This is a genomic window from Exiguobacterium sp. R-39 (genome assembly GCF_049942815.1).
Taxonomy (GTDB): Bacteria; Bacillota; Bacilli; order Exiguobacteriales; family Exiguobacteriaceae; genus Exiguobacterium_A.
In genome coordinates this window covers 1,674,384-1,695,546 of sequence record NZ_CP187965.1, presented here as the reverse complement: position 1 = coordinate 1,695,546, position 21,163 = coordinate 1,674,384, and the positions used below count along the sequence as shown (strand labels likewise).

Sequence of the window (21,163 nt, the reverse complement as noted above, 5' to 3'; positions counted from 1 at the left end):
AACATCTGTTCAGAAAATAGTCTTTTCTGAACAGATGTTTTTTATATGCTTGGAAAGACTCAGAAAAACGGATGAATCAGCAGACCACTTCTCAATTTAGGTTCGAACCAGGTCGACTTCGGAGGCATGACTTCGCCCGCATCAGCAACTGCCATCAGCTCAGTTAAGCTTGTTGGATGGAGATGGAACGCGACGGCCATCGTACCTTGGTCGACGAGTTGCTCAAGCCCGGTATAACCTTTCACACCACCGACGAACTGAATCCGTGCATCCGTCCGAGGATCTTCGATTCCGAGAAAGGGTGTCAACAATTCATCTTGAAGGATGGCGACATCGAGATCCTCTTTGACAGAAGGACGGTTTTTTTCATAATCGAGTGTGTACCAAGTCTGTTTGAGATACATTTCAAACCTGTGTTTTTTTGTTTCTGTCGCGCGTCCCTTGGTAATAGTGAACCGGCTACTGATTCTTTCCAGCAAGTCATCGACGGACTGACCGTACAAATCTTCGACAACGCGATGGTAACCTTGGATGTTCAATTGATCACTTGAGAAAGAGACGGCGAGAAACAGTCCGGCATCCTCGTGAGGATTCAACCGTGCCACTTGTGCGGCTGCTTCCGCCCGGTGGTGTCCGTCAGCGATATACAGGTGATCATGACGGGCAAACTGACTACCGATCGTCATCATGGCATCACGGTCCGTGACTTTATAGATCGTATGCTCAATCCCGTCTTCCGCTGTAAATTGATAGAGTGGGGATTGTTTGGTCTGTTCCTTGACGACTCGATTTAGTTCGTCATCCGGATGATGGGCAAGCAAAATCGGACCGGTATGAGCAGCAAGCGACTGAACGTGCCGGACGCGGTCCCGTTCTTTATCAGGCCGTGTGAATTCGTGTTTCCGGATGATGCCTTGGTCGTAATCCGTGACAGAGACACAACCGACAAAACCGGTCTGCGTATGCTCACCGTCTGTCAGGCGATAGAGATAATAACTCTCGACATCATCTGTTGTGAGAATGCCCCGTTCAATCGCTTCCTTGAAATGAAGGGCCGCTTGTTGATACACGCGTGGGTCATGGTCGTCAATCAAGTCCGGTAACGTCACTTCTGCCTTGTCGATTCGTAAAAAGGACAACGGACGTCGGCGGACTTCCACCCGTCCCTCCGCCCGATTGAAGACATCATACGGGAGGGAAGAAAACGATTCTGCATATTTGGGGTTAGGTCGCAAGGCATGAAAAGGTTCAAAAGTAGGCATAATCATCGCTCCTTAAAGTAATCTTGTTTTTAACACACCGGGAATGGTATTTAATTGTTGTAATGAGATGATTTCATCCAGATGATTATCGATGTCGATGATCGTATAGGCAATGCCGCCTTTACTGCCGTTGATCATGTTGGCGATGTTGATTTGTTCGGTCGCAAGGACGGAAGCGATTTGACCAACCATGTTCGGGATGTTTTGGTGCGCGATCGTGATGCGTCGTTTACCGGAATACGGTAACTCAACAGACGGGAAGTTGACCGAGTTCCGGATGTTGCCGGTCTCAAGGAACAGCTTCAATTGATCGACGGCCATGATGGCACAATTTTCTTCTGCTTCGGCCGTCGACGCGCCGATGTGCGGCAACGGGATGACACGAGGAAGAGAAAGAATGAAAGCATTTGGAAAATCAGTGACATAGTTGGCCAGGCGGCCTGATTTCAAGACTGTTGCTAAAGCCTGTTCATCGATTAATTCACCTCGGGAAAAATTAAGTAAGGTTGCGCCTTGTTTGATTTTTCCGAGTAACCGTTCATCAAGCAAGTGTTGGGTCGCATCAATCAAAGGGAGGTGCAACGTGATGTAATCACTTGTCGCCAGCAATTCTTCGAGATTGGTGACACGGTGGACTTGATTCGAGACACGCCACGCTGATTCGACAGACATATGGGGATCATAGCCGGAAACCGTCATGCCGAGTTCGTGGAGTGTATTCGCTAAACTCGCTCCGATGGCACCAAGTCCGACGATGCCGATCCGTTTCCCGAGTAATTCCGTACCGGCAAATTGTTTTTTGTTCGCTTCGATCCGTTCCGGGATATCCGGTCCACGCAGGTTATTTGTCCATAAGATACTCGGGATTAATTTTCGGGCCGTCAAGAACAGGCTGGCAATGACAAGCTCTTTGACGGCATTGGCATTCGCACCAGGTGTCGAAAAGACGGGAATCCCCCGATTCGCCAGTTGATCAAGTGGGATGTTATTGACACCGACGCCGGCACGGGCGACCGCTTTCAAGGAAGTTGGAAACTTCATGCCGTGTAAATCTTTACTGCGAACAAGAAAGGCATCCGCTGTTTCGATGTCTTGTTTGACGACGTATTGATCGGTGAAGCGTTTTAATCCTTTTTCCGACACGTCATTCCAAAGTTGTACATGATGCATTTAACGTTCCCCCTGTTCGAATCGTTTTAAGATGGCAATAAGGGCATCGACGCCTGCAGTCGGCATCGCGTTATAGAGACTTGCGCGCATTCCTCCGACGGAACGATGTCCTTTTAAATTGACGAGGTGATGACGTTCTGCAAATTGCAGAAATTGTTTATCTAAATCCGTTTGACCGGTAGTGAAAGGAATGTTCATCCGGCTCCGGTCCGGCAGGGCAACGTGATTTGAAAATAGGACAGATTGGTCCAAGTACGCGTAAAGGGAGGCGGATTGCTTGTGATTACGCTCGACGACCGTATCGAAACCCTGATCCTTAATCCATTCGAGGACCAGTTTCGTCAAATAGATGCTGTATGTGGGCGGTGTATTGTATAAAGAATGATGGGCGGCATGTGTATCGTACCGTAAATAGGAACCTAAACGGTCCGGTGTACGTTGTAAAAGCTCATCTTTTATGATGACGAGCGTCATTCCGGCTGACCCGAGATTTTTTTGAGCCCCCGCATAAATCACATCAAACTGACTGACATCAATCGGTTCCGATAAAATGGAGGAGGAGAAATCAGCCACTAACGGAACATCGACCTGTGGAGCGTCGGTAAAAGTCGTTCCTTCAAGCGTATTGTTCCATGTGAGATGCAGATAATCCGCGTCAGAATAAATGGGACCGGCCGGAATCGAACGGTAGTTGTCCGCATTAGATGAAGCAACGATACCTGTCTTTACAAAAGCCGCGGCATCCTGCATCGCTTTTTGTGACCAGCTGCCTGTATCGATGAAGTCGACACGTTGCTGATTCGTCGCCAAGTTCAGTGGTAACATGGAAAATTGAAGCGTTGCTCCGCCTTGTAAAAACAAGACATGGTAATGATCCGGAATCTGCAAGAGTTCCCGAAGTAAAGCCTCTGTATCCTGAAGGATGTTTTCAAACAAGGTAGAACGATGACTTAATTCCAAAACGGATTGTCCAGAACCTTGGTAATTCAGAAGCTCAGATTGAGCCTTAAGTAAAACCGGTACCGGTAGTACTGCCGGACCAGCTGAAAAATTAAAAACCGTCATCTCATTCCGCCTCCAGTAATTTTCAGAAAATATTCACAACTAAAGTGTAACGGAATGAAAACAGTTAATCAAACTTCATTTCAAAGGGAATTTGAATTTTTTGGAACAGGGGGAGCGTTCGACAGAAAAAGACCAGTTCTCCTAAAGAGAGACTGATCCGATCGATGTATCTGAAGAAAGTATGGAATTCAGGACGGATCAAGTGGCGTAAGTTGATGAAAGTGCCACTTCCAGCCTTCGCTCGTCCAGTGATAAAGCGAAACACTTCGGAAGCGACCGACATACATGCTGCGACCGTATGAGAAATGATCTTCCACGATTTCCTGTACCAGGGCCGTCGTCTCGAAAACTTCGACGATAATCGACTCACTGAGTTGATCGCTCCACTGAATTTGATCCGGATCGACATAATGATCGAGATACGTCTCGGCATCGAACTGCCGGCCTTGTCCGTCAACAAAAGAAAAATCAGGTGATAACAATTGATGCATCTCTTTTCGGTTACCTTGCATCAAATAATCATGACGGTTTGTCAAGAGGAGTTGAAGCTGTTCATGTTTAGCTGAAGTTTCCATGAGAATCATCCTTTCGTTCTTACCTGAATGATGAGATTTCAAAAAAGATAAAACAAAAAAAGACCCTGCAACAGCAGAGTCTTGGAAAATTAAAGTTTAGTAACGTTAGTTGCTTGTGGTCCGCGTTGGCCTTCTTCAACTTCAAACGAAACTTCTTGACCTTCGTCAAGTGATTTGAAACCGTCTGTTTGAATAGCTGAGAAGTGAACGAAAACGTCGTCGCCGCTTTCACGTTCGATGAAGCCAAAACCTTTTTCTGCGTTAAACCATTTTACTTTACCTTGTTCCATGTGTGTTGCCTCCTGCGTATGGCTGAGCCATACTGATTATTACTACCGTGATCAATTTCATCGAGTCAAAAGTGTAACCTTCATATCTCCACCGAACAACAATAATTACTTAATAATATACCACGGTCGGATTGAAAAAGATAGGGGTAGGCGGAAAAGAATTAAAAAAGAGGATCCGCAGTTGCGGATCCTCTCAGGAAAATTAAAGTTTAGTAACGTTAGTTGCTTGCGGTCCGCGTTGGCCTTCTTCAACTTCAAACGAAACTTCTTGACCTTCGTCAAGTGATTTGAAACCGTCTGTTTGAATAGCTGAGAAGTGAACGAAAACGTCGTCGCCGCTTTCACGTTCGATGAAGCCAAAACCTTTTTCTGCGTTAAACCATTTTACTTTACCTTGTTCCATGTGTGTTGCCTCCTGCGTATGACTGAGCCATACTGATTATTACTACCGTGATCAATTTCATCGAGTCGAAAGTGTAACCTTCATATCTCCACCGAACAACAATAATTACTTAATAATATAGCACGTCCGGATTGAAAAAGATAGGGGTAGGCGGAAAAGAATTAAAAAAGAGGATCCGCAGTTGCGGATCCTCTCAGGAAAATTAAAGTTTAGTAACGTTAGTTGCTTGCGGTCCGCGTTGGCCTTCTTCAACTTCAAACGAAACTTCTTGACCTTCGTCAAGTGATTTGAAACCGTCTGTTTGAATAGCTGAGAAGTGAACGAAAACGTCGTCGCCGCTTTCACGTTCGATGAAGCCAAAACCTTTTTCTGCGTTAAACCATTTTACTTTACCTTGTTCCATGTGTGTTGCCTCCTGCGTATGACTGAGCCATACTGATTATTACTACCGTGATCAATTTCATCGAGTCAAAAGTGTAACCTTCATATCTCCACCGAACAACAATAATTACTTAATAATATAGCACGTCCGGATTGAAAAAGATAGGGGTAGGCGGAAAAGAATTAAAAAAGAGGATCCGCAGTTGCGGATCCTCTCAGGAAAATTAAAGTTTAGTAACGTTAGTTGCTTGCGGTCCGCGTTGGCCTTCTTCAACTTCAAACGAAACTTCTTGACCTTCGTCAAGTGATTTGAAACCATCAGTTTGGATAGCAGAGAAGTGAACGAAAACGTCGTCGCCGCTTTCACGTTCGATGAAGCCAAAACCTTTTTCTGCGTTAAACCATTTTACTTTACCTTGTTCCATGTGTGTTGCCTCCTGCGTATGACTAAGTCACACTGATTATTACTACTGTGATCAATTTCATCGAGTCGAAAGTGTAAACTTTGTATCTCCACCGAACAACAATAATTGTTTATAATATACCATGAAAAAATGAAAAAAGGAAGTAATAAACAAAAAAAGTGGCAATCTCCCCTAAAAATATCAAACTCACTTGAAGAAAGGTTATTCCTTGAAGGAATGTATGCATGCAGTTCGAATATCTATAAAATGTTCTTCTTCATATAAGAGGAACAAAATCGCGAAAGGATTAATGGATCGGTTCGCGCTGGGATCGGGCTTGTTTTACAGCAGTAATCAAATAGCCGTGAATAGTAGAATGTTGGTTCGGGCTTGTCCAGACATCCTGAAAAATTTGTCTTAACGTAAGTTGAACTCTTTTTTCGTCATTCAACATACGTGTGAGAAGTAAGTATAAGGACTTTTCGTACCGATCGTATAACGCTTCGAGAGCGTGCTTATTTTTTAATTCGATTTGTTTAAATAACTCTGTATCTGTATTTATACGCATGCTCTCCTCCTTTTAATTGTTTACAACACGTTTGTAAACACTTTGTTACTTATTCAGATATTTTATAATTTTCCCGAAAAAAGAATTATCAAACGCTTTAACTCTCTAAAGTTAAAGAATTATGAATTCATACTATTTTTTTAAGGAGGAAATTAATCATGGGAACCATTTTTCTTCGACCATATCAACTGTCTGATGCAGAACAGCTACTCCGGTTAAGCCTCCGGAATCAATTACATTTTGAATACTGGATGCCTGTAAAACCGAAACCGGATAGTTATACATTGCCGAAGCAACTGGAACGAATCGAACAGATGCTTGAAAACAGTTTGGCGGATCGATCATATGCCTATGGAATCTTTTTAACGGAAAACAATCAATTAATCGGTGAAGTTTCTGCAGCTTTTGTCGAACGGTTTCCGGCAGAGACATGTATGATCGGATATCAATTGGACCGGGAACACAATGGAAAAGGAATTATGGCGGAAGCTGTTCGACAGGCGGCTAAACTTTTATTTGAGACCCATCAGTTTCACCGTCTACGGGCGGAAGTGATGCCGGAAAACATCGGTTCCATCCGTGTGTTAGAAAAAGTGGGATTCAGAAGAGAAGGGCTTGCGAAAAAAAGCTTGTACATCAACGGTGCATGGGAAGATTTTATTTTGTTCGCGCTGTTAAAAGAAGAGTTTGCACCCGGTTAACAGATCCATATCAAAGTGACGTCGTCCTGATGACTGGGCTATAGAAGAAACGGAATCTATCTTTTTTAATGATAAATCACTGAAATGGTCAATCGACAGAGTGAAATAACCTTAAATCCGAACATTAAGTGCTTTTATTTTTCTAAAAGTATGTTTTTTGACGAAATGTTTTTGACAAACCATTAATTGTTCGTTACAGTATTATAGTACGAACGTTAAAGTGTTATTCATAAAAAATATTCGTTATTTGAGGTGTTAGTGATGGATGTAGTATTTGATTACGAAGATATTCAATTGATTCCAGCTAAATCAATCGTCGGAAGTCGTTCGGAATGTGATACGACGGTCGAATTCGGAGGACGACGCTTTAAATTGCCTGTCGTGCCAGCTAATATGCAGACGATCATCGATGAAAAAATCGCAACTTTTTTAGCTGAAAACGGCTATTTTTATATCATGCACCGGTTTGAGCCGGAAACGCGACTGAACTTTGTTCGCACGATGCAGGAACGGGGATTGATTGCTTCCATCAGTGTCGGTGTGAAAACGGAAGAATATGCGTTCATCGAGACATTGGCACACGAAGAATTGACGCCGGAATATATCACGATTGATATCGCGCATGGACATTCAGAAGCGGTCATCCGGATGATCCAACATATCAAACACGTGTTACCGGACAGCTTTGTCATCGCAGGTAACGTCGGGACACCGGAAGCTGTTCGCGAACTGGAACATGCCGGCGCAGATGCAACAAAAGTCGGGATCGGACCAGGGAAGGTTTGTATCACGAAAATCAAAACGGGATTCGGTACGGGCGGATGGCAGTTGGCAGCATTGAGATGGTGTGCCAAGGCTGCCAGTAAACCAATCATTGCAGATGGTGGCATCCGGACACACGGAGACATTGCTAAATCCGTCCGTTTCGGGGCGACGATGGTCATGATCGGTTCATTGTTTGCCGGACACGAAGAGTCTCCTGGTGAAATGCAAGAAGTCGACGGTTTACAGGTGAAGGAATACTTCGGATCCGCTTCGGAATTTCAAAAAGGTGAAAAGAAGAATGTCGAGGGTAAAAAGATGTTCGTTGAATTTAAAGGAAGTTTGTCCGACACCCTGATTGAGATGGAACAAGATTTGCAATCGGCGATTTCCTATGCAGGCGGCAATAAACTGCAGGCGATTCGAACGGTTGATTATGTCGTTGTCAAAAATTCGATTTTTAACGGCGATAAAGTGTATTAAACAAGTCGGAGTGGGACCAGCATGGGGTCTCACTCCGATTTTTTTGCAGTTGATTGTAAACGCTTACTTAAAAGGAAAACGGGTAAAGATAATGGTGCATATTTTCAGAATATTTTATTTGAAGGAAGTGGATGAATTGAGTCAAGAGATTACGACTTACTTAGCAGACAAGTTCAATACGGTCCGGAATCAGACATTAACCTTGATTGAACCGTTGGAACAAGAGGATTTTGTAATTCAGGCAAGTACGGATGTCAGCCCGCCGAAATGGCATATTGCCCATACGACATGGTTTTTTGAACGGATGATCCTTCAAGAGTATGACGATACGTATCATGTTTTTGATCCGGTATACAACTATTTATTTAATTCCTACTACAATTCGATCGGTCCGTATCAACCGCGCCATCAGCGAGGGGTGTTGTCACGTCCGACCGTCAAGGACGTCATTGCTTATCGTGAACATGTCGATCAGGCAGTCTTGACATTGTTGCGACAAGAACGAGAGACGGCCCTTCAACAGGTCATCGAGCAATTGGTCGAAATGGGACTGCAGCATGAACAGCAACATCAGGAGTTAATCTTGATGGATGTAAAATACAACTTCTTTACTAATCCGTTATTGCCGGCGTATCAGACCCGACAAGTCGAGCGGCGTGGAACAGCTCAGTCGCCGCCGCTTACGTTTACGCGATTTGAAGGGGGACTCGTTGAAATCGGTCATGAGGGTGTGGGATTTGCCTTTGACAATGAAAGTCCGGTTCATAAAGCGTGGTTAGAACCATTTGAACTCGCAACACGCCCCGTCACCAACCGTGAGTTCATGGCATTCATTGAGGCGGGCGGGTATGAGCAAGCTGAACATTGGCTGTCGGACGGCTTCCAAGTCGTGACGCAACAACAGTGGAAAGCACCTCTCTACTGGATGAAAGATCAACAGGGTGACTGGTCCATCTTCACATTGAACGGTGTTGAACCTTTGCAGTTGGATGAACCGGTTTGTCATGTGAGTTTTTATGAAGCCGATGCCTACAGCCGGTGGTGCGGGAAACGTCTACCAACTGAAGCCGAATGGGAATACGTCGGGCGGCAAGTTGATCAACAGGGGAACTTCATGGAACAAGGTTCCTATCATCCCGTTCCGGTTCAAGACGCGAATCAGTCGGTGAACGGCATGTTCGGTGATGTCTGGGAATGGACGGCAAGTGCATATGCTCCGTATCCGAAAAGTCGACCGCTTGAAGGAGCACTCGGGGAGTACAATGCCAAGTTCATGTGTAACCAGATGGTTCTTCGCGGCGGTGCCTGTGTGACTCCGGGTAATCATATCCGTGCGACGTACCGGAATTTCTTCCCACCTGCTAAACGTTGGCAGTTCAGTGGCTTCCGATTGGCGGGTGACCTCTAAATGCGGCAACAAGTCGAAAGTTTTGATATGTACACGGATCAGCAGAACATGCTCCAAGAAGTATTACACGGTTTAGCGCAACCTCAAAAGGTGTTGCAAGCAAAATACTTTTATGATCAAACCGGATCGGAATTATTCGAACGGATTACACAGCAACCGGAATATTATTTGACGCGGACGGAAATCGATATTCTATCCGAACACCAAACGGCCATTGCAGATTGTATTGGACCGGTCCACACACTAATTGAGTATGGAAGCGGAAGCAGTCGTAAAATCAAAAGTTTACTCAGTTCCCTCCATCAATTGGAACAATATATGCCAATCGATATTTCGAAAGATTTTCTAATCCAATCCGCGCATCAATTATCTCAAGATTATCCGGGACTCCGGATTAAAGCGGTTTGTGGTGACTATTCTGCCCCTTTGCATTTACCGATTGAAGATAAACAAAAAAAGGTGATTTTCTTTCCCGGTTCGACAATCGGAAACTTTAATCCGCAGGAAGCAGCAGACTTTTTACAACAATCGAGTCAATTGCTGGAGAAGGGAGACGGTTTCTTAATCGGAATTGATACAAAAAAAGAAACTAATCTGCTCCATGCGGCTTACAATGATCGAGCTGGCGTTACGGCACAGTTTAACTTAAATATCTTGCGGCATATCAATGAAACACTTGGAGGGACGTTTGATGTAGATTTGTTTGAACATATCGCCTTTTATAACGAACAGCAGGGGCGGGTTGAAATGCATCTGAAAAGCCGGATCGATCAAATCGTCACGATTGCCGATCAGCGCTTTCCGTTTAAAGAGGGGGAAACGATTCATACGGAAAATTCCTATAAGTACAGTCAGGAAGAATTTCAATGGTTAGCCAAACAAAACGGATTTACTCCAATTAGATGTTTTACGGATGCAAAGCACCATTTCAGCGTACACTACTTGGAAAAGACGCGGATCTGATTGAAACGATAAGGGCTGAAACATCAGTCCGTGTCATAAGCCAAAAAGAAGGGATTGCTCATCTGTGACGATGGCGATTCCTTCTTTTCGTTCAAGACAGCGCGTTGTCTGCTGACTTCTGCTTTTCTGTGTTAACTCAGTCGACTACCGTCAGGAATCGGATGTTCCGGACACGCTAGTACCGGCATCAGATGATCTTGTGTCCCTAGTTCGAGAACACGGCCGGTCGTACCGGCAACGATTCCCGGAACATTCAGCAGGACCAAAGCCTGTTTCCCGACGATTTCTTCGTACTCGAACCGGGATTCTTTCCAATCCAGAAATATGGCCTGTTGAAAGTCTCCAAACACAATCGACAGATTTAAAAAGCCGGGTTCTGCATCTGAAACATGGAGGGAGCGGATGGTGCCGACGCGAATATCCAGTGTTTCGAATTGTTCAGGGGTCACCATATCTTTTATCGGGTGCACATCCAAAACTCCTTTGAATTTCATTTTATAAGAACGTTTGTTCCCTTTTAGAAAGGGTATACCTTTACTATAGATGGAGATATGTGAATCATCAGCAGGTTATTGCAAAAGATAATCGTTCAAATCAATGTCCAAATCTTTTCCTAATGCCAATTTGGATAACTCCTGACCGAGATACGGACCAATCGTTAAACCGGAAGCCCCGAGACCATTGGCGACAAGGACATTCGGATGAGTCGCCAGTCGACCGATGACAGGTAAGGAATTGCTCGTATACGGGCGAAGACCGACCCGCATTTCGTTGATGTTTGCTTCTTCCAGTACCGGTGCGACCGGAATGGCACGTGTCAATAAGGCGTACATTCCTTTAACAGTCGGCTGAAGATTGTAATCGAGCTGTTTTTCATGCGTCGAACCGAGTGCGAGTTTTCCATCTTCGATCGACACGAGATACAAACCGCGTTGTCCCATGATGACAGGCCAATCTTTTGATTGTTCGTTCGAAATATCCAAATGAAGAATCTGTCCTTTTTCGGCACGAATATCAAGACGCGTTTGCAACGGTTCGAGTAATTCATTAATCCAGACACCGGCCGTCAAGATGATTTGATCGGCATAATGGATGTCGGGCCCGATTTGAACCCCTTTGACGTGACCGTCGACGACGACTAGCGAAGCATCGGCTTCAAGAACGGTAGCCTGGTGTTTGATTGCTCCGCTTTCTAAGGCTGCCCGTAAGGCACGTCCGTCGACACGGGCTCCTCCAGAGACGAATAAGGCGTCCTCAATCGACTCAATCAAGGGAAACATTGATCGGACTTGATCAGCTGTCAACCGTTCAATTTGTTGGATCGCCGGTGCTTCCGGGAAACGATTTTCTGCAATCGTCTGCATCTTTTCAATTTTTGACGTCTCATGTAAGGCGATGGTTCCGACTTTTTGATAGCCCGTCTTCGTTTCACCGAGTGCTTCCAGTTCTGGAATTAGCGTATCGTAATAATGAGCACCGTTATTGGCTAGTCGATACCAGGCTTTGTTGCGTCGTTGTGTCATCCAGGGACAGATAATACCAGCTGCGACATGAGTGGCACGTCCGGCTTCTTTCCGGTCAATCAGCAGGACCGTTGCACCTTGTTTCGCTAAATGATAAGCGGTCGATGTTCCGAGGATGCCGGCACCGACAACGATATGGCTGTACATGTTTTTCATCTCATTTCTAAAGTGATCTGTATCAAGTGTAAAGAAAAAACAGACAAACGACAAATCCGATCGATTCAGCACATTATAAATATGGGGAATGATGGGAAAGTAAAACTATTTATCAAAATGTTTCGTATACTGAATATAAACCGATATTTCACACAAAATATACGATTAGAAACGGTCCAATCAGGAAACATACCCTTATAGGCATTAGATCCCGACATCATCGACTCGAACATGTAGTCACCATTGAAGGAGGGGAAGGCAATGAACATTAGTCGCGCCATCGTACGCAAACGCTACACGGATCACACTTTGTTTTATTCTGCCATCCTAATTTGGAAGTTGCTCTTCTTCCTGCCCTTGCTCATGTATGTCAACAGTGGGTCGGACAACGTTTTTCGTCTTTATTTTGTACCTTATTTGACGGTCATCGTTTTATTTCGTGTCATGACCTATTTTGCCACGTATAAAGCGTCTTTTATGGAGATGACCGAGATGGGATTATCCGTCTTTTTAATCATCGCGGATTTTTATTTAATTGCGTTGTTTGATGTACCGTTACCGTTCGGGATGATCATCATGCTGTTATCGATTTTACACTTTACAGCTGCGTTTAGTCGGTTCCGTTGGTTCCGCCGCCGGTTATGGCTAAATCGACATTTAGAGATTTTAAATTTTTTGACCGATCACGGAGAGACCCCCGTCAAGATTGCTGTCGTTTCGGAAGATGAAATGCTTGTGACAACAAAAAGTGGTAAAGAATTTACGTATCGTCATGTCTACTGGAATGGCTTTTACTTCGAACGGGGATAAAGCAGGGGGACTGTAGTGCTGAAATAGGGCTGCAGTCTTTTTTTTATGGAAATCGAGCGGATTGTTTGCGATACTGTGTGAATAAACCGTAACGAAAAGAAGGTGAATGTTCATGATACGCTGTCTGATGGTGACGACAGATCATCAGGTTTTAGTGGATGATAGTTTAAATCGTCTTCACGCACCCGGTATCAAATGGTATTTTGTCGATTTTAATCAACCGACGGAGCAGGAAAAACAACAGCTGGTGTCCGCTTTTGATTTTCATCCGTTGGCCCTTGAAGATTGTTTTCAATACTTGCAGCGTCCTAAGTTAGAATATTACGACGGATACAGCTTTTTTGTGTTGCATGCCCTGGATACGGAGTCACTCAAAGGAAAAGAGATTAACCTGTTCGCCAATGAGAATTATGTCGTTTCTTATCACGAGGAGCCGTCGAGTGAAATCGATGTCGTGTTTCAAGCTTTCCAGCGTATACATAATAATCCGGAACAGTGGACTATTGAGATCGTTCATAAAATCATGGATAAAATCGTCGATGGTTACTTTCCGATTGTTCATACGTTAGAAGATAAGATTTTTGCACTGGAAGGACGGTACGAACAGCGCGGGAATGATAAACGGATCATGGAAGATGTATTTGAGATTCGATCCGATTTGTTAGTCGTCGCCCGGACCATCTTACCGATGCGGGACTTGTTGTACCGGGTCGTTGAATCCCGTCGGCTTGCGATTAATGCAAATAAAAAAGCGTTTTTTCAGGATATTTATGATCATCTGCTTAAGCTGAACGAGATGATTGAATACAACCGGGAAATGACGTCTGAATTCCGGGATAATTTTATTTCACTCAACTCCTACCGGATGAATAATATCATGAAGACGTTGACGATTTTTACGACCATCTTCATGCCATTAACGTTCATCGCCGGCATCTACGGGATGAATTTTGAACATATGCCCGAACTGACGACGCGTTTCGGCTATTTCTTCACACTGGGAGGGATGGCAGTCATTGCGATGGGAATGATTCTATATTTCAGAAAAAATCACTGGTTTGATGAGTAAGAGGAGGAAGTCAGATGGACATTCGGCAATTGACATTTTTTACGACAATTGTAGATCATGCGTACAATTTAACACGGGCTTCCAAGCATCTTCGTATTTCACAACCGGCGCTCAGTCAACTGGTGCGGGAATTTGAAGAGGTGGAACAGGTAGAGTTGTTTTTGCGTCACCATGGACGATTAACCGGTCTGACGGACGCCGGACAGCAATTTTATGAGGATGCCCTGAGTGTTTTGCACGGACATCAACAAATGATGGAACATCTTCACGAACGGTCGCGTGTCATCCGAGGGAAAGTCCGGTTGGGGATTCCACCGGTCATTTTGCCTGTCCTTTTTTCGCAACTGATTCCGAAATTGATGGCGGAACATCCCGGGATTGAGTTGGAAATCATCGAAGAAGGCGCATTTGAATTGAAGCGCCGCCTGTTGCTCGAAGAACTGGACCTGGCGATTTTAATTGAACCGGGGGAATCCTATGGCATAAAACGGTATCGATTGATCGAGGATGAGGTCGTCGTCGCGGTGAGACCGAGCCATCCGTTAAGCGAGGCCAAAAGTGTATCTTACCGTGATCTTTCAGCGGAACCGTTGGTCATCCTCAATGATAGTTTTATGCTGCATCATCAGATTTTATCCCAGTTCCGGCACGTACAAGTCGAACCGCAGATCTTTTTTACTTCCGGTGCGTGGGATTTGTTGATCGGCATGGTGCAGGAACTCGACGTCGTGTCGATTTTGCCGGAGCCGATTCTCCGATTTCATCATGCGGAAGACATCCGGATTTTACCGTTTGACCCCCCGATGCTATGGGACGTGTCGTTAAATCATTTAGCAGGAATCGAGCAGCGTCCGCTCGTGCGGCACGTCCAGGACTATGTCTTACATTATTTTAAATCCTATTGGCCGCATCCGTCCAATCGTGGAGAAAGCGTTAAAAAGAACCCGGATCAGCCACCTCTTTTCTAAGAAGTGGAACTGATTCGGGTTCTTTGTATAGGAATGGGTCCAATCATGGAGGGAAATTAAACGGTTTGATTCAGATGGCTGATGCTCGAATAAGCTTGTTTGAATTGTTCGAGTCGGTCCGTCGTCGCCAAACTGTTTCGTTCCATCTCGATTTGTTTTTGTAACGTTCCGGATAACGCGGTGTACATCTCGTCGAGCAAGTGGGCGATGTGTTGCTGCGCCAGTTCGCGTAACCGCTGCTCTTCCGTTTCAAGATAAGATGCCGCATCCGGTTTCGTCAACTGCATCAAGGCATCTTTTAATTGTTCTTTTTCATTCCGTTCAAAAAAGGCTTTCGGATTACGAAAATACTGTTTGACAGACTGGTACGGTGTCGCATCTTGGAAAGGACCCTCAAAATGGACGGATGTCATCGCCGGTGCTTCGAACGGCGAAAGCTGGAAAGAAGGGTTCAACTTCGTCGCATACCGCTCTTCATCCTGGAAGCGTTGGACAAGAGCTGTTTTGATCCAACCGTCAATCCGAAAATGAGTCACGCGTAATTCTTGTTCGAAATCATATTTCAAAAAGCCGAGTAGCTCGACCAATGCTTCGTGTAAGGCTTGCTGCTTTGTGGCATTCGCGAAGCGGACAGGATGATATGCTTCTTTAAAGAAATCCGGAAAACGGTAATAGATCCGTTGGTTGACATGATGTAACAGTTCATGAATTTCAGCGAATAAGGCATGACGGAGTAAATCGGTCCGCCGGTCTGAAAAGTGTGTGTCGATCGTCTGACTCAAGTCGTCCAGTTCTTCTAGCCGTGTTTCTTTTCGGGCGATGTTGAATTCGGTCTGTTCCATCAATTGGCGTAAACGATGGACGGTTTTCTCCGTTTCTTCCGACAATACTTGAACGGCCAGTCCTTTGAGATCCCGTTCCAGGAACTGATGGAAGGCGGATTCAAAGACTGGCAGACCTGAATCCAGCGTGCGGTCCATCTGCTTCTCGGCTAATGCGTGAAGGCTTGAGACGCCGAACAGACGAGGCGACCGAATACCGAACCGTTGTAATTCAGTCCCGACGTACTGCAGGACTGCTTGTTTTTCAGTGTCGTTTTGTGCCAGGTCAATCGCATTGACGATGAAAAACATTTTGTCCAGTTCAAACGCATCTTTGACACGACCGAGCTGAATCAGAAACTCACGGTCGGCACGGGCGAAGGCGTGATTGAAATACGTCACGAATAAGATAGCGTCCGCATCTTTGATGTAGTCAAAGGCAACGTCGGTATGACGGGCATTAATCGAATCGGCACCCGGTGTATCAACGAGAGTGATCCCAAGGCGGGTCAATGGACTATCGAAGTACAAATCGATGACATCAACAAAGCAACTGAGATGCTCTTGTGCGACATAGTCCGTAAACGTCGTTTGATCAACGGTTTGTATCGTTCCGACGAACGGCGAAACAGACGGATACCCTGTTAAAAAGGCACGTAAAAAAGAGGTATCCCGCAATGTATGGTCCGGTTGAGATTCAATCCAATGTGCTGCTTCCTGCAAGGACGTAATCGTCACGTCAAAAGCCTGAAGCAGGTCATTTAATTCGTCGACGAGTTCCTGTTCCGACTTAAAGCGGATCGTCGCAGTACCGTGCGGATGTACCGTACTGACCGGATTGATCCGGTTGATCGAAGCGGTCGTCGGATTAGGTGAGACAGGCAAGACCGGTTGTCCGAGTAACGCATTACAAAACGACGACTTGCCGGCACTGAACGCACCAAACAAAGCAATCGTGAACGTACTGGAGGAGACACGGTTCAGTTTGTCTTGCAGGTAGGCGACCGTGTCTTCGAATCCGGAAACGGATGCTAAAATCGTTTGGATCTGTTGTATGTCTTCCAACGTATAAGCCCGTGTCTCCTCGACGTCTTGTGAAAGAGTTGCTTCTTCAGCAACGGCGACTTCCTCGATTACTTCCTGCGGCTGGAACGGAACTAACGCTTGCTCGGCTTGGCTCAGTTCCTGTTGCCATTTCAAGACCTGTTGTCGAGCCGTTTCCAGTTGTTGGTTCGTCGGCGAGTCCGCCTGTTCAAGATACATTTGGAGCAATTGCCGGGAGTCGGCTTCGGTTTTCAACAGCTCACATTTTTGGCGTAATGCGGCTTGTTCCGTCAGCAAGTCCTGTTTGACGTTGCCATCTGTCTGTTCCAGTTCTGTTCGAATGCTGTCACGCCAGCGGTTCGTCTCTTTTGTATACCAGTCGACCGTCAAACTGACGACACGATTCGTAAACTGGAGGACTGACTCACCGGTAATCGTGATACCTTCCTGGACGGCATCCTCGATGACGCGGAGTGGCGGGTCGAGTGGATAGGTATCAATCTGCATCGTGTGCTGATCAGATAAGAGGCCGGCTTCCGCTAAAGATTGTTTCATCAACTTCCGCAGATGCAAAGCGATTTCAGATGTCGTAACGGAGCGGTACGCCCGTATGAGTTCGTCCGCGACCTGTTGCTGGGTGATCTGCGTCTTTTTGGCACTTCTGAAAAACCCGACTTTAAAGGATGCTTGTCGTGTTTCCAAAAAGGTTCGCATTTTTTCACGAAGCTCAAACGGCATTAGTGTAGCATTGCGCAATAAGCTTTCCCGGTGCTGTGAAAAACGGCTGACCCACTGTTCCGGTGCCATCAGTTCGAGTTGCAAATCGAGCTGATGCAACTGTTCAAACAAGGCTTCGGAGTGTTGCCGCTCTGACGAAGTGATGAGTTCGTCCGTCGACTGGACCGCTTCTTCGATGCGTGTTTCAAGATACGATACGTGTTCGGCGTGTAAGGACTCCAGTGTCGTAACAGCTGATTGCAATAATTTCGGCTGGACGTCACGAATGCTTTGGTCGACAAGCTGTTTAACGGTCAGGAAATCATTTTCCGGATGATCCGCTTCCCGTAAGCTCGTAAAGAAAATTCCTTTAGGCTCGACGCCATGGGTTGCAAATGACTGAACGACCGAACGCTTAAAGGCGGCAAACGATAGTTCGCCGGACTGGTGTTTATCGATTTGATTGACGATCAAATACAATTCAGGCACGGAAGTCAACAATTCACGGGTGACAGTGAAATTCAATTCGGATTGGACATGGTTGTAGTCCATGACGTAAAAAATCATGTCCGCTAAGTGTAAAGCTGACTCCGTGGAAATCCGGTGGGCGTCATCGACGGAATCAACACCGGGCGTATCCATTAAAACGAGTCCTTCCGGTAAGCTTGAACCGGCATGTGTGATATCGATCCGTTCGACGGTGCCGTCCCGTCCTAATGTCTCAAGATGCGGTAAGTCGGTTGCGGCCAACTGGACGGCAGGACGATCATGAAAATGGACGATGGCCGCATCCTGCTCCTCCCGACGTAATGTGACGATATTGGCACTGGTCGGAATCGGGCTGGTCGGTAAAATGGACTCGCCCGTCAAGGCATTGATCATGCTGGATTTCCCGGCAGAAAAATGACCGGCGAAAGCAATCGTAAATTCGCGTTTTAATAGTTTTTCGGAAAATTTATTTAATTTGTCGAGTCGGAGTTGATCCGACGAGGGTTGAATCAATGTCGTGAGAAGCGCGGTCGCTTCAATGTGATTTGTTAACCGTTCTTCAAATGAGCGCATACGTGTGAAACCCCTTTCTTACAATCCAGTTTCAGTGTATCACGCTTATTTTGGTTCCGTCATCTGTTCATCCGTAAGTTCTACAACCGAGTGTGAAAAGGACCTTCAAGACTTACGAATTCTGCAAAATAGTATATGATGAAAAAAGAGCATATTCAATCCAATTCATCGGTCATGGACAGTAAATTCGTGAGGAATAAAAAAAGATTGAATTCCTGAGAAATAAGGAATTCAATCTGCTCGATGGTGACGTTTTTTTATGAAAATCATCCGGTTGTATCAGGGACAATCATTTCCGATTCGTCCGGAGATTGTTCCGTTGTCTGCATCAGACGTAGAAGGTGGAGTTTAAACAGGTACATGACGAGCAGGTGAATGTTGGCCTGCGTCGATTTGTAAATGATCCACGGTAAGGCCGGTACATACTCATGAATGGCAATCAGGCACTCCTGGGATCCTGGAATCTGTCGAAACTCAATCCGCCCTTTGCTGCCTTCCTGAACTTGTGCAAACAGTCCGCCGGTAATCCGGTACGTCGCTTGCTCGGCATCCTGAAACGGATCTTTTGTTAATTCAAGAAGCGGTGCATCGACGAACGGCACTTGAATCTTTACGACGGTCTCATTCGCAATGCTTGAAGTCAGGAACGGCTTGGCGAAAGAGGAAAGCCACGATACATAGTTATCGGCTGCCCAGTTGGCATCGCGACCTTCCGGCAAGCGGACGCGCTGAACGGATCGCACATCAAGCGCTTCCTCTTTTTGAGAGGAATGACCCGACTGTTTCTTCTGTTTCTTTTGGTCCTTTTCTTCCTGCTCTTCTTTTAACGCCATGCGGACAGATTCTTCAAACGTGATTTTCCCGTCGCTGATGCCATCGACCATCTTATCTGGATCTGCGACCATCTTATGAACCATACTTTCGACAAGAGGATAGACCGTCTCTTTTGGTTCGCCCGAAACTAACGTCACCCAAAGGCGGGACAGTTTGACCGTCATCAAAGGGATGTCAAACGTCGGTTGGTGTTTCCCCATGACTTCTGCGGTTTTTAAAATCATTTCCTTATAGGTCATCGATTCCGGACCACCGACATCAATGGCACGGTCTTTCAGATCCTCCCGTCCGACACTTGCTCCAAGCGCATGAATGACGTCCGGCAATGCGACGGGATGTGTCTGATTCCGTGTCCATTCTGGTAGCAACATGACAGGAAGTCGTTTGACGAGCTTCGATAAAATCGGGAAGGAAGACCCTTTTGGGCCGACAATCAAAGCGGCACGAATTGTCGTTACCGGTGTCCCGTAAGCACCGAGAACACGTTCGACTTCCAAGCGGCTTTTCAAGTGGCGCGACAATTCTTCCGTCTCCTCCGGAATGATCCCACTTAAATAGACGATTTGCTGAATGCCGTTTTCCTTGGCAGCGCGGGCATAATTGTCGGCTAAAATCAAATCCATATCTTCAAAGGACCCTTGTGTCAATTTAGCGGACGGCATCATGGAGTGGACCAAATAAATGGCGATATCCGCCCCTTTTAATCCGTCGATTGTATCCTGGAGTGAAAACAAGTCGCACGAGCGCCATTCGACATGGGATTCGTCGTCCTTATCGTCCCCGTTTCGTGACAAAGCGATGACGTTATATTTTTTCTTGAGTTCGTTTAAGAGATTGTGTCCGATATATCCGGTTGCACCTGCAAGTGCCAGGCGTTTGCGTGTTTGCGTCATATGTTTTCCCCCTCGATTGGCATTACTTGTTGAATTTACCCGAATCAAACCATTCGTAATCCCTTCAGATGTTTTCATGAGATAACAGGCTTGATGTGTGAAAAACAGGGAAAAAGAAAAAGAGATCAAATGAGTGAAGGCGAATTATCGTTTTCCAGGTACATACTACTTACTTTTTAATTTAAGGAGAGGGCGAATATGAATCCAGTCTGTTTCTTAGATGATCAACACAATAAGCGGTATCAGATGATTTTAAAACGCTTGAGTACACGGAATCGGGCGAAAACGCCGTTTCAGGCAATCCTGTTTTTAGCAACGGGGAATCTACAATTGATGCAATTGTTCAGTGATTATTTTTTTCCGGAAACGGGTGAGTTTTTTTATCAGGAAATGTTGGCTGAACCGATTGATGACCGGATGATCGATGTGGAACGTCAGCTTTTGGTACAACTGTATAACGGTCGTACGACGTTGACCGTAATCGAAATCATCGACCAGTTGAACCCGAAAGAGTTAAAGCTCGTGCTCGGAGCGATTCAGGTGCGGATGTTTGGGACAGACGAAGAGCTGGGGGAACGAAAAATATGATGACGGTTCAAAGAGGCTGAAATAGCCTCTTTTTTTGTTTTTTTTCACCGAAAACAGTAAAAGAAAAAGAATAAAGGAAGAATCGTTAAAAGATGTTTGTGATATCAGTTTATTATCATAAAACGGTATCCGAATAAAAGCTAAGCTTGTTTATTAAGATTTGATTGAACAGGTGAAACACTGGAAATAAGATGTAAGTAACAGGAAATGGCTGACGTTACAACTGAAATTTCTGACTGGGAT

Annotated in this window: 21 protein-coding genes; 8 read left to right on the top strand and 13 right to left on the bottom strand. The window is 45.4% G+C overall.

What is annotated here, in order from left to right; translation table 11 throughout:
- Positions 1-59 precede the first annotated feature (59 nt).
- The 9 genes from ACP26N_RS09020 to ACP26N_RS08980 all read right to left on the bottom strand — a co-directional run bounded on the left by ACP26N_RS09020 (position 60) and on the right by ACP26N_RS08980 (position 6,118).
- Complete coding sequence (locus ACP26N_RS09020) at positions 60-1,262, bottom strand: DUF1015 family protein (RefSeq protein ID WP_131503663.1); 1,203 nt, start codon at positions 1,260-1,262, stop codon at positions 60-62.
- Between the two features lie 12 nt (positions 1,263-1,274).
- On the bottom strand, positions 1,275-2,432 hold the full coding sequence (locus ACP26N_RS09015) for a phosphoglycerate dehydrogenase (RefSeq protein ID WP_426353593.1): 1,158 nt from the start codon (positions 2,430-2,432) through the stop codon (positions 1,275-1,277).
- On the bottom strand, positions 2,433-3,497 hold the full coding sequence (gene serC, locus ACP26N_RS09010; protein ID WP_131972589.1) for a 3-phosphoserine/phosphohydroxythreonine transaminase: 1,065 nt from the start codon (positions 3,495-3,497) through the stop codon (positions 2,433-2,435).
- 188 nt (positions 3,498-3,685) lie between these two features.
- On the bottom strand, positions 3,686-4,072 hold the full coding sequence (locus ACP26N_RS09005) for a nuclear transport factor 2 family protein (protein WP_165871610.1): 387 nt from the start codon (positions 4,070-4,072) through the stop codon (positions 3,686-3,688).
- 89 nt (positions 4,073-4,161) lie between these two features.
- Entirely contained in the window at positions 4,162-4,362 is a 201-nt protein-coding gene (locus ACP26N_RS09000) for a cold-shock protein (RefSeq protein WP_012370557.1), read from the bottom strand.
- A 202-nt stretch (positions 4,363-4,564) separates the two neighbouring features.
- A complete protein-coding gene (locus tag ACP26N_RS08995; RefSeq protein WP_012370557.1) occupies positions 4,565-4,765 on the bottom strand; it encodes a cold-shock protein in 201 nt (66 codons plus the stop codon).
- Between the two features lie 202 nt (positions 4,766-4,967).
- On the bottom strand, positions 4,968-5,168 hold the full coding sequence (locus ACP26N_RS08990) for a cold-shock protein (RefSeq protein ID WP_012370557.1): 201 nt from the start codon (positions 5,166-5,168) through the stop codon (positions 4,968-4,970).
- 202 nt (positions 5,169-5,370) lie between these two features.
- Positions 5,371-5,571 (bottom strand): cold-shock protein, encoded by a 201-nt coding sequence (locus ACP26N_RS08985; RefSeq protein ID WP_012370557.1) that lies wholly within the window; start codon positions 5,569-5,571, stop codon positions 5,371-5,373.
- A 286-nt stretch (positions 5,572-5,857) separates the two neighbouring features.
- Positions 5,858-6,118: a hypothetical protein gene (locus ACP26N_RS08980; protein ID WP_251138720.1), complete on the bottom strand. Its 261-nt coding sequence runs from the start codon at positions 6,116-6,118 to the stop codon at positions 5,858-5,860.
- 158 nt (positions 6,119-6,276) lie between these two features.
- Here ACP26N_RS08980 and ACP26N_RS08975 point away from each other — a divergent pair, with 158 nt between their 5' ends.
- The 4 genes from ACP26N_RS08975 (at position 6,277) to egtD (ending at position 10,435) form a co-directional block, all read left to right on the top strand.
- Entirely contained in the window at positions 6,277-6,819 is a 543-nt protein-coding gene (locus ACP26N_RS08975; RefSeq protein ID WP_131503667.1) for a GNAT family N-acetyltransferase, read from the top strand.
- A gap of 261 nt (positions 6,820-7,080) precedes the next feature.
- Positions 7,081-8,064 carry a GMP reductase gene (gene guaC, locus ACP26N_RS08970; RefSeq protein ID WP_131503668.1) on the top strand — a complete coding sequence of 328 codons (984 nt, stop codon included), beginning with the start codon at positions 7,081-7,083 and terminating at the stop codon, positions 8,062-8,064.
- A 136-nt stretch (positions 8,065-8,200) separates the two neighbouring features.
- The gene (egtB, locus tag ACP26N_RS08965) at positions 8,201-9,472 is read left to right on the top strand and encodes an ergothioneine biosynthesis protein EgtB (protein ID WP_251138721.1); all 1,272 of its coding nucleotides are present in this window, start codon (positions 8,201-8,203) and stop codon (positions 9,470-9,472) included.
- Positions 9,473-10,435 (top strand): L-histidine N(alpha)-methyltransferase, encoded by a 963-nt coding sequence (gene egtD / locus ACP26N_RS08960; protein ID WP_131503670.1) that lies wholly within the window; start codon positions 9,473-9,475, stop codon positions 10,433-10,435.
- Between the two features lie 131 nt (positions 10,436-10,566).
- Here the strand turns inward: egtD and ACP26N_RS08955 are convergent, their stop codons facing one another.
- A complete protein-coding gene (locus ACP26N_RS08955) occupies positions 10,567-10,905 on the bottom strand; it encodes a hypothetical protein (RefSeq protein ID WP_131503671.1) in 339 nt (112 codons plus the stop codon).
- A gap of 99 nt (positions 10,906-11,004) precedes the next feature.
- A complete protein-coding gene (locus ACP26N_RS08950; protein WP_165871611.1) occupies positions 11,005-12,105 on the bottom strand; it encodes an FAD-dependent oxidoreductase in 1,101 nt (366 codons plus the stop codon).
- Between the two features lie 270 nt (positions 12,106-12,375).
- On the opposite strand from ACP26N_RS08950, the gene ACP26N_RS08945 reads away from it, so the two are divergent.
- The 3 genes from ACP26N_RS08945 to ACP26N_RS08935 all read left to right on the top strand — a co-directional run bounded on the left by ACP26N_RS08945 (position 12,376) and on the right by ACP26N_RS08935 (position 14,961).
- On the top strand, positions 12,376-12,924 hold the full coding sequence (locus tag ACP26N_RS08945) for a hypothetical protein (protein WP_114595662.1): 549 nt from the start codon (positions 12,376-12,378) through the stop codon (positions 12,922-12,924).
- 112 nt (positions 12,925-13,036) lie between these two features.
- Complete coding sequence (gene corA / locus ACP26N_RS08940) at positions 13,037-13,993, top strand: magnesium/cobalt transporter CorA (RefSeq protein ID WP_131503673.1); 957 nt, start codon at positions 13,037-13,039, stop codon at positions 13,991-13,993.
- A 14-nt stretch (positions 13,994-14,007) separates the two neighbouring features.
- Entirely contained in the window at positions 14,008-14,961 is a 954-nt protein-coding gene (locus tag ACP26N_RS08935; protein ID WP_131972593.1) for a LysR family transcriptional regulator, read from the top strand.
- A gap of 56 nt (positions 14,962-15,017) precedes the next feature.
- Here the strand turns inward: ACP26N_RS08935 and ACP26N_RS08930 are convergent, their stop codons facing one another.
- Positions 15,018-18,605 (bottom strand): dynamin family protein, encoded by a 3,588-nt coding sequence (locus tag ACP26N_RS08930; protein WP_426353588.1) that lies wholly within the window; start codon positions 18,603-18,605, stop codon positions 15,018-15,020.
- 266 nt (positions 18,606-18,871) lie between these two features.
- Entirely contained in the window at positions 18,872-20,332 is a 1,461-nt protein-coding gene (locus tag ACP26N_RS08925; RefSeq protein ID WP_188004445.1) for an NAD(P)H-binding protein, read from the bottom strand.
- 198 nt (positions 20,333-20,530) lie between these two features.
- Here ACP26N_RS08925 and ACP26N_RS08920 point away from each other — a divergent pair, with 198 nt between their 5' ends.
- Entirely contained in the window at positions 20,531-20,920 is a 390-nt protein-coding gene (locus ACP26N_RS08920; protein ID WP_131503677.1) for a hypothetical protein, read from the top strand.
- The last annotated feature ends 243 nt before the right edge of the window (positions 20,921-21,163 follow it).

Bases quoted from the DNA above. Each gene is read 5' to 3' on its own strand.
- ACP26N_RS08920 (WP_131503677.1), top strand. From the start codon at position 20,531: ATGAATCCAGTCTGTTTCTTAGATGATCAACACAATAAGCGGTATCAG.
- ACP26N_RS08925 (WP_188004445.1), bottom strand. From the start codon at position 20,332: ATGACGCAAACACGCAAACGCCTGGCACTTGCAGGTGCAACCGGATAT.
- ACP26N_RS08950 (WP_165871611.1), bottom strand. From the start codon at position 12,105: ATGTACAGCCATATCGTTGTCGGTGCCGGCATCCTCGGAACATCGACC.
- ACP26N_RS09015 (WP_426353593.1), bottom strand. From the start codon at position 2,432: ATGCATCATGTACAACTTTGGAATGACGTGTCGGAAAAAGGATTAAAA.
- ACP26N_RS08995 (WP_012370557.1), bottom strand. From the start codon at position 4,765: ATGGAACAAGGTAAAGTAAAATGGTTTAACGCAGAAAAAGGTTTTGGC.
- ACP26N_RS08980 (WP_251138720.1), bottom strand. From the start codon at position 6,118: ATGCGTATAAATACAGATACAGAGTTATTTAAACAAATCGAATTAAAA.
- ACP26N_RS08935 (WP_131972593.1), top strand. From the start codon at position 14,008: ATGGACATTCGGCAATTGACATTTTTTACGACAATTGTAGATCATGCG.
- corA (WP_131503673.1), top strand. From the start codon at position 13,037: ATGATACGCTGTCTGATGGTGACGACAGATCATCAGGTTTTAGTGGAT.
- ACP26N_RS08990 (WP_012370557.1), bottom strand. From the start codon at position 5,168: ATGGAACAAGGTAAAGTAAAATGGTTTAACGCAGAAAAAGGTTTTGGC.
- ACP26N_RS08985 (WP_012370557.1), bottom strand. From the start codon at position 5,571: ATGGAACAAGGTAAAGTAAAATGGTTTAACGCAGAAAAAGGTTTTGGC.
- serC (WP_131972589.1), bottom strand. From the start codon at position 3,497: ATGACGGTTTTTAATTTTTCAGCTGGTCCGGCAGTACTACCGGTACCG.
- ACP26N_RS08930 (WP_426353588.1), bottom strand. From the start codon at position 18,605: ATGCGCTCATTTGAAGAACGGTTAACAAATCACATTGAAGCGACCGCG.
- ACP26N_RS08945 (WP_114595662.1), top strand. From the start codon at position 12,376: ATGAACATTAGTCGCGCCATCGTACGCAAACGCTACACGGATCACACT.
- guaC (WP_131503668.1), top strand. From the start codon at position 7,081: ATGGATGTAGTATTTGATTACGAAGATATTCAATTGATTCCAGCTAAA.
- ACP26N_RS08975 (WP_131503667.1), top strand. From the start codon at position 6,277: ATGGGAACCATTTTTCTTCGACCATATCAACTGTCTGATGCAGAACAG.
- ACP26N_RS09005 (WP_165871610.1), bottom strand. From the start codon at position 4,072: ATGGAAACTTCAGCTAAACATGAACAGCTTCAACTCCTCTTGACAAAC.
- ACP26N_RS09000 (WP_012370557.1), bottom strand. From the start codon at position 4,362: ATGGAACAAGGTAAAGTAAAATGGTTTAACGCAGAAAAAGGTTTTGGC.
- ACP26N_RS09020 (WP_131503663.1), bottom strand. From the start codon at position 1,262: ATGCCTACTTTTGAACCTTTTCATGCCTTGCGACCTAACCCCAAATAT.
- egtD (WP_131503670.1), top strand. From the start codon at position 9,473: ATGCGGCAACAAGTCGAAAGTTTTGATATGTACACGGATCAGCAGAAC.